This is a genomic window from Streptomyces sp. NPDC056161 (assembly GCF_042268025.1).
Classification (GTDB): domain Bacteria; phylum Actinomycetota; class Actinomycetes; order Streptomycetales; family Streptomycetaceae; genus Streptomyces.
Window position 1 is genome coordinate 1 of the sequence record NZ_JBHJUV010000111.1, and the last position, 11,496, is coordinate 11,496.

Sequence of the window (11,496 nt, forward strand, 5' to 3'; positions counted from 1 at the left end):
GCCCGCGGTACTCCGCGGGGCGCCCGTCGCCGTACTCGTTCCCTCCGACGGCCGGTGGAGACGGGCCCTCGCCTCCGGCATCCCGGCCAATCGGGCGGGCCGCCCGCGCCGTTCCGGCATGGCGCCCTGCCGGGGTACGCCGCGCCCGGATGCTGGTGCTCTCCGGACCATGCGGAAGAGACGGAGAGACCGTGGACGACAAGCCCAGCCTTCAGGAGACCCGGCGGTCGAAGCCCCTTGGCGCGGGCCCTGACAGCTCCGGTCAGGCGGGGATCATCGGCATCGCGCTCGGCGCCGTGCTGGCGGCGGCATTCGCGCAGGGCTCCTGGCAGTGGTTCGCCGGCTACATCGGACTGACGCTGTTCGCAGTGATCTTCTCCTTCTACCGGCTGCCGGCCTGGACGCCCGGCCTCCGCTCCGCCTACCTGCGGAATCTGGCCGCGTTCTCCCTGGTGGTCGGCCTGTGCATGGCGATCGCGCTGGCCCCCGTGCTCCAGCGCACGGCGTGGTTGTTCCCGATGCCGGGCACGCGGCGCCGGTGCCCCGAGGTGGGCAGGTACGCGGGCATCGAGGCGGAGGCCGCGCTCGGCGACCTGGCGGGCCGCGACCCGGCCGCGCTGGCGCAGGCGCAGCAGATCAAGATCCACGAGGCCGTCGCCGACTGCCTGTCGTCGACGACGACCCTGTGGCTGCCGGTGTACGGGTTCGGGGCGGCCGTCCTGGTGGGTCTGGGCGCGTGGTTCCTCGACCGGGGCCGAGCGAGGACGGGGAAGGGCGTGGCAGCGGGGGGCAGGGGGGTCTGACAGTCCGGGGCGCCCGGATCGGCCGGCGATCGCTCCACCGTCTACGACGCCTGAACGCTCCTGGAGTCAGGTCAGAACATCCGGCGCGGGATCGGCGCCCGCGCCGTCGGACGAGGTATTACCGGAGCCGGTGTCGGAGCCGGTGTCGGAGCCGGAGCCGGAGCCGGCGTCGGCGTCGGCGTCGGCGTCGGCGTCGGCGTCGGCGTCGGCGTCGGCGTCGGCGTCGGCGTCGGCGTCGGCGTCGGCGTCGGCGTCGGCGTCGGAGGGTGAAGCACTCGCGGGAAATGCGGTTGCAGTCGCCTTCCGCATCTGGGCAGGGTGCGGTGGTGATCGTGCCAGCGATCGTTCAAGACCTGCTACGAGTCCGAGTCAGGGCATCGTCCAGGAAGAGGGCTTGAGTCCCGTCCCAGCGAGGAGTTGCCGTGCACCCTGCCGACGCCCCGGCCGTCCGGGAGGTCCCCGTGGCGGACCAGGAGGCCGGGCCTTACGGCATCACGACCGGGCCCGACGGTGCCCTGTGGCTCACCTTCGTGCACAGCGGTCGCATCGCGCGCCTCACCCTCGACGGCGAACTCGACGAATTTCCCCTGGACTCGCCCGTCTGCCGCCCGACGGTCATCGCCCCCGGGCCGGACGGGGCACTGTGGTTCAGCCGGTCCCAGGACCACCGGATCGGCCGGATCACCACGGCCGGCGAAACGGAATCCTGGCGCGTGCCGACACCCGACAGCGGACCCTTCGGCATCACCGCCGGTCCGGACGGTGCGATGTGGTTCACGCAGATGAACACCGACCGCGTCGGCCGCATCACCACCGACGGAGAGATCACCGAGTTCCCCCTTCCCGTCGAGGGCGCGTTTCCCTCGGCGATCACCACGGGTCCCGACGGAGCCCTGTGGTTCACCCTCAACCAGGCGAACGCCATCGGCCGCATCACCACCGACGGCGACACCACCGTCCACCCGTTGCCCACCCCGGGCGCCGCACCCGTGGGCATCACCAGCGACGGCGCCGACCTGTGGTTCGTCGAGATCGCGGCGGGCCAGATCGGCAGGATCTCGCCGAACGGCGACATCAAGGAGTTCCCGCTCCCCGACCGCACGGCCCGCCCCCACGCCATCGCCGCCGCCACCACCGGGGACTGCTGGTTCACCGAATGGGGCGCGAACCGCATCGGCCGCATCACCGCGACCGGCGGGATCACCGAGTACGACCTGCCGTCGCCGTCATCCGAACCACACGGCATCACACTGGGCCCGGACGGCGCCCTCTGGGCGGCCCTGGAGACGGGAGCGGTGGCACGGGTGGCACCGTGAGTGACACCGGGCCGGACGGCGTCTGCCACCCTTCCCGGTGGCGGCTTGATTCTCCCTTCGTCCCGGGCATGAACGAAGTGACCGTGCGACTCTCCTGCTGGGACGAACCGGCCCGGAACTCGCCGTGCACAGCGGGCAGACGGCGGAAGGCGGACGCCTGGCCGACCGCTACCGACCGCACACACTGATCCTGCCCATCGCTGTCGAGGTACGGGGCGGATGCGGAGTCCGGCCGGTAACCCTGCGGGTAGGGGTCGGCTCCGCCGGCCCGCCAACCGGTGGCGGACCTTCAGGCAAAACCTCCAAAAAATCAGGGCAATTGGTCTAGCCCTTTCCTGGGGCACCCGCCAGGGACAGGAGGCGGGCATGGCGAAAAGTGCGCGCGATTGGTCCAGTCCAATCCTGCACGACGCTCATTGACGTGGCTACGACAACTGGCTTCTCTGGGACAGCACAGCCCCAACGCACCTGCCCGGCGCCGATCACGGCGCCCCGAACAGGTACGTGTCTCACGGCCGTCCCGTCATCGGACGTCGACGCACGGACACCCGACGCGGGACCCCGTTCCCGCCTCCCCACACCAAGGAGAACCGTGCTCACCAGATCCGAACCCAGCTCCAGACCCAGATCGATCAGCCCCCTGGCACCACCACCGCGGCGGCGACGGCGGTTCGTCGCCGTGCTCACCGCTCTTCTCCTCGCCCTCGGCGGGCTGTTGGGCATCGCCACGCCGTCACAGGCGGCGGGCGCTCTCACCGCCTCGTTCACCAGCGCCGACAACGGCCCTTGGTGGAAGGGCACGTTCGTGGTCAAGAACAACAGTGGCGCACCGGTGACCGGTTGGACCCTGGAGTTCGACCTGCCGACCGGGGTCGCCATCAGCCAGCACTACAACGGGACCGCGACCGTGAACGGCTCCCACGTCACCGTCACCAACGCCCACTACAACGCCACTGTCCCGGCGAACGGCAGCACCGAGCCGTACAGCTACTGGTTCGTCGCCACCGGTCCGATCACCGCGCCGACCGGCTGCCTGATCAACGGTGACAAGTGCGACGGCAGCCCCGCCGTGCCCCCGTCCGCACCGGCCGGAGTGGCCGTGACCGCCACCACCGCCCGCACGGTGAGCCTGAAGTGGAACGCCTCGGCCCGCGGTGACTTCCCCGTGGCCGGGTACGAGGTGCTGCGCGGTGACGCCGTCGTGGCGGCCACCGCCACCACCTCCGCGACCGTCAGCGACCTGACCCCGGCGACCGCCTACAGCTTCACCGTCCGCGCCAAGGACACCCGCGGCAACCTCGGTACGCCGAGCGCGCCCGTCACCGCCACCACCGTGGACCCGGCGACCGACCCCGTCCCGCCGACCGCCCCCGGCGGCCTGCGCGCCACCGCCGTCACCTCCAGCACCGTCGCCCTGGCCTGGAACGCGGCGAGCGACAACAAGGGCATCGCCGCCTACGACGTGTACCAGGGCACCACGAAGGTGGCCACGGTCCCGGCGGACACCCTCACCACCACCGTCACCGGGCTGTCCCCCGCCACGGCCTACGGGTTCACCGTCAAGGCACGCGACGCCGCCGACAACGCCTCCCCGGCGAGCAACACCCTCAACGTCACCACGCAGGAGGCCGTCGGCAACGGCGGTTACGCGACCGTCGGTTACTTCGTCCAGTGGGGCATCTACGGCCGCCAGTACAACGTCAAGAACCTGGACACCTCCGGCGCCGCCGCCAAACTGGACGTGATCAACTACGCCTTCGGCAACATCGACCCCGTCAACCTCACCTGCCTCAACGGCGTGGTCAAGGGTGTCTCCGGCAACCCCCAGGACCCCAGCGAAGGCGATGGGGCGGGTGACGCCGACGCCGACTACGGCCGTGCCTTCGCCGCCTCCCAGTCCGTGGACGGCGTGGCCGACGACGGCTGGGGCAAGCTGCGCGGCAACTTCAACCAGCTCAAGAAGCTCAAGGCCAAGTACCCGAACCTGAAGATCGTCATCTCGCTCGGCGGGTGGACGTTCTCCAAGTACTTCTCCGACGTCGCCGCGACCGACGCGTCGCGCCAGAAGTTCGTGAAGTCCTGCGTGGACATGTACATCAAGGGCGATCTGCCCGCGTACAACGGCGCCGGAGGACCGGGGTCAGCCGCCGGGATCTTCGACGGGATCGACCTGGACTGGGAGTGGCCCGGCTCCCCGGACGGTCACCCCGGCAACCACTGGAGCACCGCCGACAAGGCCAACAACACCGCGCTGATCGCCGAGTTCCGCAAGCAGCTCGACGCGCTCGGCGGCGACCACAAACTGCTCACCGCGTTCACCCCGGCCGACCCGAAGAAGATCGACGCGGGCTGGGACACCTCGAAGATCTTCAAGGACCTCGACTACGCCAACGTCCAGGGCTACGACTTCCACGGCGCCGGCAGCGACAACTCCTGGGAGCCGAACCGCACCGGCCACCAGGCCAACCTCTACGCCGACACCCAGTCGCCCTACCCCAACGACTTCAGCATCGACGGTGCCGTAAAGGCGTACACCGACGCGGGTGTCAGCCCGCGCAAACTCACCATCGGATTCCCCTTCTACGGCCGGGGCTGGAAGGAGGTCGCGGACGGCGGAGTCAGCGGCGAGTGGCAGACCGCGAACGGCGCAGCCCCCGGCCAGTTCGCGGAGGAGGCGGGCACCCGCGGCTACCAGAACCTGATCACCACCTTCCCCAGCATGACCGTCGTCCACGACCCCCAGTCGATCTCCACCTACGGCTACACGGGCAACGGCGGCCAGTGGTGGTCCTTCGACGACACCTGGTCGATCGGCAAGAAGACGGAGTACATCAAAACGAAAGGGCTGCTCGGCGGCATGATCTGGGAGATGTCAGGCGACACCCCGAACGGCACTCTGATGAACTCCCTGTACACCGGCCTGCAATAACACCCTCGCCACGAGTTCGTCGACACGGCGCCCGGCGGTCCACCGCCGGGCGCCCCCGTCCTACGCGGTCCCGAGGACACGGCAACGCATGCTCAGCGGGCCGAGGTTGAACTGTTACGGCGCCTCCTCCGTTGTGGAGCCTGGGGCACGGCCAGGGGAGACGGTGGGCCGGGGAGAAGCTCGCCCAGCAGCAGGTGCGATGCGGATGTGATGACTGGTGTCGCCACACCGCTGCCGCGCCCGCTCGTCCGTTCTCACTCGTTCCTTGCCCCGCGCACTCCCAGCCGGTTGCCGGCCTGAACTGCACCGTTTCAAGCAAAGGATGGAAAATGGCACCGACCTCCGAGCAGTGGAATTCCGGCTCGCAGCGAGAATCCCAGCCAAACCAGGGCTCCGCTGCCGCGCGCCCTCAGGAGGACACCTATAACTTTGCCAATTTTGTGCGTAGTTCGGGTGTGCTTCGTGCTCAGCGTCCAAGCACCGATCCGGGGGCTTCTCGGGATGATCTGACAGCCATGCGGCAGTCCATGGGTGTAGCTGATGGCACCGGCCCCGGCTACGATTTCGCCGACTACCTACGACGCAACATGCCCCAGGCGCAGCCCGATGGGAGTGAGCGCGCGGAATCCCGCACTTCCGGCACCGGCCCTGGCTACCGCCTCGCCGACGCCGTACGAGCCAGCTTGCTCAAGGAGCAGAGCGGTATGCATTCGGGCGCGGCTTCCCGTACGGGTTCCGGTCCAGCCGCCGACAAGCAGTCTGCGGCCCAGGACCACGGGCCCAAGAAGGCGCGTCGGCGCTGACGGGAGTGTCCGATGGCCGGCGGATCCGATGATCAAGGAGACGCCTGGCGATCGAGGCCATCACCGAGTACGGGGCCGTGGAGGAGCCGAGGGTGTCTCCGGCAATCCCCAGGACCCGAGCGAAGGCGATGGGGCGGCCGACGCCGACTACGGCCGTGCCTTCGCCGCCTCCCAGCCCGTGGACGGCGCAGCCCCCGGCCAGTTCGCGGAGGAGGCGGGCACCCGCGGCTACCAGAACCTGATCAGCACCTTCCCCGCCATGACCGTCGTCCACGACACCTGGTCAATCGGGAAGAAGCCGGAGTACATCAAATCGAAGGGGCCGCTCGGCGGCATGATCTGGGAGATGTCCGGCGACACCCCGAACGGCACCCTGATGAACACCCTCGCCACCTGCTCGTCGACACCGCGCCCGGCGGTCCACCGCCGGGCGCCCTTCGTCGTGCCCGATCCCGAAAACACGGCGACGCATGCTCGGCCGACTGCCGGCCGGCGGTTCTTCCTTTCGACGCCCTGGGCATCGGACCGAGCGGGTGGACATGAACACCGGCCGCAGCCCGTGGCTCAACCCAATCGGACCTGCCCGCGAGATCACCCGGTCGGCCACGGAGAGCACGAACCCCTGGCATGTAGCCGCCACCGTGGTCATCGCTGCCCGTCAGAGACCAAAAAGCATCCGTGATGGAACCCCAGAAAAATCCTGAGGAGGCCCTACATGCCTGCACAAATTCCGCAAGCTGCTTACGCGGCTGAACTGATGGCCCGGGCCCGAGGCGATCTTCCCTATCCGTCTGCATCGCAAGAGGTGCACGTGAACGGCGTGAGTTACGAAATTAATCTGGGTCGATTTCTGAATCGATTCCGGAACGCTGGACTGAGCAAGTATCCGGATGCCGCGCTGATCGACGCACTAAAAAAGCACGGCGGTAAAATCGAGCAAAAAAATGACTCACAGAAGTGGTTTGTAACGAATCTTTCCGAAGCAGTACAAGATTTTAAAGATGCTCCTTACGTGGCCGCATTGAACGCCCGAGCACCCGGCAACCTGCCGAAGATTAGGGAGGGGCTCGAAACCGTGGTCCTGGGCGACGGTTCGATTAAAGATGTAGATCTAGGCGCCTGGCTGCACACTATGCGAAGTCTGGGACGAGAAAAATCTTTCGGGCAGGCCGCGATCAGTGCGCTGGAACGGCACAGCGAGAACATCTACTGGAGCCAGAAAGCCGGCAGATGGAAGCTGGAACCTACCGGGACAAAGGTGATCTGGCGTGATTCTGACTATGCGGCCGCACTGCGCACGCGACCACGATTCGACCTACCTACCCAGTACCAGAAAGACCCGCTGACGCTGAATGGTATAGAATTCAATGTCCCCACCGGCCAATTTCTGCATAAGTTGAGATACCACCCACGAAAGAAACCTGTAGAGGATGGCCTGGCGGCGGTGCTGGAATGGCACGGGCTGAGGTTGGACGAGGCGACGAGGAAATGGGTGCAGTCCAACAGCAGCCACGACCCAAGCGACCTGATCGGCAATCCCTTGGACGTGCGCCTCGCCGACCTACAGCCCCCTCTCGGGGAGTCCAACTATGCGTCCAGCTCTTCCCAAGGACTCCCCTGGACGCAGTCCGCGGAGAGCCAGCAGGCAACCCGGAAGAGAAAATGACCGTCCCGCCGACGGGCCTGTAACGGCGGCCGAGAAGGCAAGGCGGAGGAGAAGGTCGCTCCTGCCACGCCTTCGCCTTTGTCTCCCAGCCCGACCACCGCCGCCTACGAGTGCGCGACTATCGCATGGTGTACACGACCGACAACGGCGAGCTGACGGTATGGGCGGTACACGCCGTGCATCGCTCCACCGCCTACGACGCCTGAACACTGCTCGAACGCCCCTGCCGTCGGCTCAGAACATCCCGCGCTTTCCTCCCCCTCCCCGCGCAAGGAGTTGCCGTGCCCCCTTCCGACACCCCGCCCGTCACCCAGATCCCGGTGGCGGACGAGAAAGCCGGGCCCTACGGCATCACCGCCGGCCCCGACGGTGCTTTGTGGCTCACCCTCGTGCACGGCGGTCGCATCGCGCGACTCACCCTCGACGGCGAACTCGACGAATTTCCTCTGGACTCGCCGACCTGTCGCCCGACGGTCATCGCCCCCGGGCCGGACGGGGCACTGTGGTTCAGCCGGTCCCAGGACCACCAGATCGGCCGGATCACCACCGACGGAGAGACTGCGGCCTTCCCCACACCCACGCCCGACAGCGGACCGTTCGGCATCACCGCCGGTCCGGACGGTGCGATGTGGTTCACGCAGATGAACACCGACCGCGTCGGCCGCATCACCACCGACGGAGAAATCACCGAGTTCGCCCTCATCACCGCGAGCGGCGAGATCACCGAGTACGACCTGCCGTCACCGTCATCCGAACCGCACGGCATCACACTCGGCCCCGACGATGCCCTCTGGGTGGCCCTGGAGACGGGCGGGGTGGCACGGACAGCACCGTGGTGACCTCGCCGGAAGCCCGAATCCCGAATCCCGAAGCACAGCTACCGCAGCCACCGCGATACGGGTGAGGACGCCGCTGCCGGGCTCACTTGCCGGAGCCGACGTGGTAGCCGATCGGATCGACGTACACGTCGGGAGCGTTGCCGCCGGCAGCGGAGATGGTGATGTCCTGGCCATGGAGATCCACGATCTCCGAGACTGTCTCATTGGGCGGGGTGACGGAGAGCCGGGTGTAGGTCTTGCCGGAGCCGCTGGTGTCCGGGATGTAGTCCAGCAGGAAGCGGGTCTCCTCGCCGGGGGCGATGGTGACGGTCTCCGGCGAGTCCGGCGTGATGTCGGTGCGGGCGGCGTCCGGTCCGGTGTCACCCAGGCCGTCGGGGCCCACGAGCTGGACGCCCGGGAAGCCGTGCATGCTGCACGTGCTGGAACCGTCGTTCTTCAGGTTGACGACGATCTCGTTCTTGACTCCCGCGGAGGCGGCGCTGAAGCCGAGGTTGTCGGTCTTGCACATGGAGCCCGTCGCGGACGTGTTCTTGGAGGTGGTCGCGTTCCCCGTACCGGAGCCGGACGAAGACGAAGCACCGGTGCCTGACGAAGCCGAACCCGACGAAGACGAACCCGACGAGGAGGAACCCGAGGGCGAGTCCTGGCTCCCCGTGGAGCTGCCCGCGGAGGCGGACGCGTTCGTGCCTGCGGAAGCGGTCGCGCCTGCGTTGCACGCGGTCAGCGAAAGGCCGGCAGCAGCGGCAACGAGAGCAAGAGCGGAGATCTTCTTGAGGCGCATCAGTGGTACTCCTGGGGGCAATGTCGGTCGCCTGCTACGGCCGAACGGGTGTCGTTGCCTCATACGACGGCCGCACCCACCCAAGTTGTTGGCGCCGGAGGTGCACCAAGACACGCCTGTGACAGTCGAGTCGACGCACCTTGACAGGAAAGCGGGCAAAACCTTGCCGAACCTACGCCATCTGCCGCCGGAACCAGGAGCCGCACACCCAGTGCGCATGGGCCCGGTTCACGGTCGTGGAAAGGCTGGAGGACGCGGCGGAGAACGCCGGGGTGTCAGCGGGCACGGTGTTCTCCTGCGCGCCGAAGCTGGTCGGCGACGCCGAAGGGCGCCCCGCGGTCCCGCCGGGCGCCCTTCGTTCTGCGCGATCCCTACGCAAACTGGTCTATGAACGCCTGCCAGGTCTCGCGGGAGACGGTGAGGAGGGGGCCGTGCTGGTGCTTGCTGTCGCGGATGGCTCGGCCGTTGCCGGTTGTGTCGGCGACCGAGACACAGTTGCTCTCGGCTCCTGAGTACGACGACTTGCGGAAAGGGCCTATAACTTCGGTCACGATGCGTCTTCCTTCAAGCTCCGCAGTATGCCCCGGATGAGCTTCGCGCTCGCGTCCGGCGCCAACGCCGACGATCGTAGTAGGTCGTACATATTGGCGTAAGCAGCAAGGTCCTCCGGGCCTTCAAGGACCGAAGTGCCTCTCAGGTTCTCCAGTGCCACAGCCTGAACGGCCGGTTCGGAGTCAAAGCTGAACGTAGAGAAAGCAGAGGTCACCGTAGCCAGTGCCCCGACGCTGAACGGGAGTACCTGTACGGTCACGTTCTTTCTTTTCATGGCGTCAAGGATTGCCGAGAGTTGCTCTCGGTGAACCTCGACGCCCACCAGAGGGTGGGCGACCACTGCTTCCCAGACGATGACGGAGTACGTCGCCCCGCCCTCCTCGATCTTTGCCTGGCGGGCCTCTCGCACCTTGACCATCTGGGTGACCCGCTCGGGAGGCATGTAGTTGGGGCTGGTGTGGATGACAGCCTCTGTGTATGCCTGAGTTTGCAGGAGCCCTGGCACCAGTACCTGCTGCCATTCCCGGATATACGAGGCGTCGTCTTCTAACGCGATGTGATCCATGTAGTCCGGCCGCAGATGTTCCGCATGCTCCAACCACCAGCCCCGATTCTTGGAATGCTTCGCCAGTTCCTCCAGCCTGGCGCGTTCCACCAGGTCCTTGACACCGTACGCATCCAGCAGCAGCCGTACCTCGATCACACGTGCGGTGACATGTCCGCTCTCAAGACGACTGATTCTGGCCTGACTTGCCGCGATGACCTCCGCCGCCTGCGGCTGATCAAGCCTTGCGGCGTGCCGGTACTGCTTGAGCGCGGTACCCAGGCGCCTGCTGCGCACTGTCGGACGTCCACCTGCGGGCATGAGACCTCCCCTTTCCCGCGGCAACGATGCCACACCGGCTGTCACCCCGAGCACGCATCACCCGATCGGATGAACGAGTGAATGCATTCACTTGAGCGGGTTGTACACGCACCATATTCGGCCGTAGCTTCCTGAAGGCGCCGCAATAAAACGAATCTTGACTCGACGTCAGGAGGTACGGCACCCCCATGCCCGAAACCGAAACCTTCCGCATCCCCAACCGCAGAGACCACGTCCCCGCCGCCCGCCACCGCATCCGCAAGGCCCTCGCGGACTGGGGGATCACCGGTGACATCGCCGACGCCGTCACACTTTCCGCGAACGAACTCGTCACCAACGCCGTGACCCACTGCCGTACTTCCCTCGTCGGCATCGAGGTCACGCTCACCCTCCACGGACCGGCGCTGGTACTGGAGGTCTCGGACCCGGACCGGGATCTGCTCCCCCGGCCCCACGACTCCGGCCCGGACGAGGAGTGCGGACGCGGACTCGCGCTCGTGGCCGGCCTCGCGGAGGAGTGGGGTCACCGGCAGGAGCCGGACGCAAAGTGCGTGTGGGCCCGGTTCACGGTCACGGAAAGGCTGGAGGGGGCGGCTCATGTTCCGGCGGGTTCATGACGCGCTCGCCCGCCTCCTCGGCCCACCACGCTCCAACGGCCCCACGACCGACTGCACCGACTTCATGGACCTCGCGCGAGAGGCCAGGACCCCGGACCCCTACGTGTGGCGGCAGCCCAACCCGTACGACGCCCGCTGGCGCCGCTGGGCCAAGCGCAACCGCGCGACCGGCCGGTATCTCCCGGTCCCACGCGAAGAGGAATGCTGGCAGGCCCCAGCCCGCACCCGCACGCCACCCACCTGGCAGACCGACGACGACGTGGTACGGCCGTACATCCTCAGCCCCTGATGCTCCGGGCGACCGTAAACCACTGCCAACAGAACA

13 protein-coding genes and 1 pseudogene are annotated in these 11,496 nt (G+C 67.5%); 10 read left to right on the forward strand and 4 right to left on the reverse strand.

Features of this window, described 5'->3' with window-relative positions; genetic code table 11:
• Positions 1–191: 191 nt before the first annotated feature.
• Entirely contained in the window at positions 192–803 is a 612-nt protein-coding gene (locus ACFC09_RS45055) for a hypothetical protein (RefSeq protein ID WP_376538850.1), read from the forward strand.
• A gap of 66 nt (positions 804–869) precedes the next feature.
• Here ACFC09_RS45055 and ACFC09_RS45060 read toward each other — a convergent pair whose 3' ends face one another.
• Complete coding sequence (locus tag ACFC09_RS45060; protein ID WP_376538851.1) at positions 870–1,112, reverse strand: hypothetical protein; 243 nt, start codon at positions 1,110–1,112, stop codon at positions 870–872.
• A 113-nt stretch (positions 1,113–1,225) separates the two neighbouring features.
• On the opposite strand from ACFC09_RS45060, the gene ACFC09_RS45065 reads away from it, so the two are divergent.
• The 7 genes and pseudogenes from ACFC09_RS45065 (at position 1,226) to ACFC09_RS45095 (ending at position 8,356) form a co-directional block, all read left to right on the forward strand.
• The gene (locus ACFC09_RS45065) at positions 1,226–2,119 is read left to right on the forward strand and encodes a virginiamycin B lyase (protein WP_376538853.1); all 894 of its coding nucleotides are present in this window, start codon (positions 1,226–1,228) and stop codon (positions 2,117–2,119) included.
• A 679-nt stretch (positions 2,120–2,798) separates the two neighbouring features.
• Positions 2,799–5,048, forward strand: coding sequence for a glycosyl hydrolase family 18 protein (locus tag ACFC09_RS45070; RefSeq protein ID WP_376538855.1), 2,250 nt, complete (start codon positions 2,799–2,801; stop codon positions 5,046–5,048).
• Between the two features lie 329 nt (positions 5,049–5,377).
• On the forward strand, positions 5,378–5,851 hold the full coding sequence (locus ACFC09_RS45075; protein WP_376538857.1) for a hypothetical protein: 474 nt from the start codon (positions 5,378–5,380) through the stop codon (positions 5,849–5,851).
• 28 nt (positions 5,852–5,879) lie between these two features.
• A complete protein-coding gene (locus ACFC09_RS45080; RefSeq protein WP_376538859.1) occupies positions 5,880–6,533 on the forward strand; it encodes a hypothetical protein in 654 nt (217 codons plus the stop codon).
• Between the two features lie 33 nt (positions 6,534–6,566).
• On the forward strand, positions 6,567–7,517 hold the full coding sequence (locus tag ACFC09_RS45085; protein WP_376538861.1) for a hypothetical protein: 951 nt from the start codon (positions 6,567–6,569) through the stop codon (positions 7,515–7,517).
• Between the two features lie 65 nt (positions 7,518–7,582).
• Positions 7,583–7,723: pseudogene (locus ACFC09_RS45090) on the forward strand (type II toxin-antitoxin system RelE/ParE family toxin); the annotation flags it as partial.
• Positions 7,724–7,798: 75 nt separating this feature from the next.
• Complete coding sequence (locus ACFC09_RS45095) at positions 7,799–8,356, forward strand: hypothetical protein (RefSeq protein ID WP_376538863.1); 558 nt, start codon at positions 7,799–7,801, stop codon at positions 8,354–8,356.
• An 82-nt stretch (positions 8,357–8,438) separates the two neighbouring features.
• Here ACFC09_RS45095 and ACFC09_RS45100 read toward each other — a convergent pair whose 3' ends face one another.
• The 3 genes from ACFC09_RS45100 to ACFC09_RS45110 form a co-directional block, all read right to left on the reverse strand.
• Entirely contained in the window at positions 8,439–8,864 is a 426-nt protein-coding gene (locus ACFC09_RS45100) for a DUF4232 domain-containing protein (protein ID WP_376538865.1), read from the reverse strand.
• A gap of 644 nt (positions 8,865–9,508) precedes the next feature.
• Entirely contained in the window at positions 9,509–9,688 is a 180-nt protein-coding gene (locus ACFC09_RS45105) for a DUF397 domain-containing protein (protein ID WP_376538867.1), read from the reverse strand.
• Positions 9,685–10,554 (reverse strand): helix-turn-helix domain-containing protein, encoded by an 870-nt coding sequence (locus ACFC09_RS45110; RefSeq protein ID WP_376538869.1) that lies wholly within the window; start codon positions 10,552–10,554, stop codon positions 9,685–9,687. Before ACFC09_RS45110 ends, ACFC09_RS45105 begins: the two co-directional genes overlap by 4 nt.
• Before the next feature lie 188 nt (positions 10,555–10,742).
• Between ACFC09_RS45110 and ACFC09_RS45115 the strand changes: the two genes are divergently transcribed.
• Positions 10,743–11,171, forward strand: a complete 429-nt coding sequence (locus ACFC09_RS45115; protein ID WP_376538871.1) for an ATP-binding protein — start codon at positions 10,743–10,745, stop codon at positions 11,169–11,171.
• Positions 11,152–11,460: a hypothetical protein gene (locus ACFC09_RS45120; protein ID WP_376538873.1), complete on the forward strand. Its 309-nt coding sequence runs from the start codon at positions 11,152–11,154 to the stop codon at positions 11,458–11,460. Before ACFC09_RS45115 ends, ACFC09_RS45120 begins: the two co-directional genes overlap by 20 nt.
• The last annotated feature ends 36 nt before the right edge of the window (positions 11,461–11,496 follow it).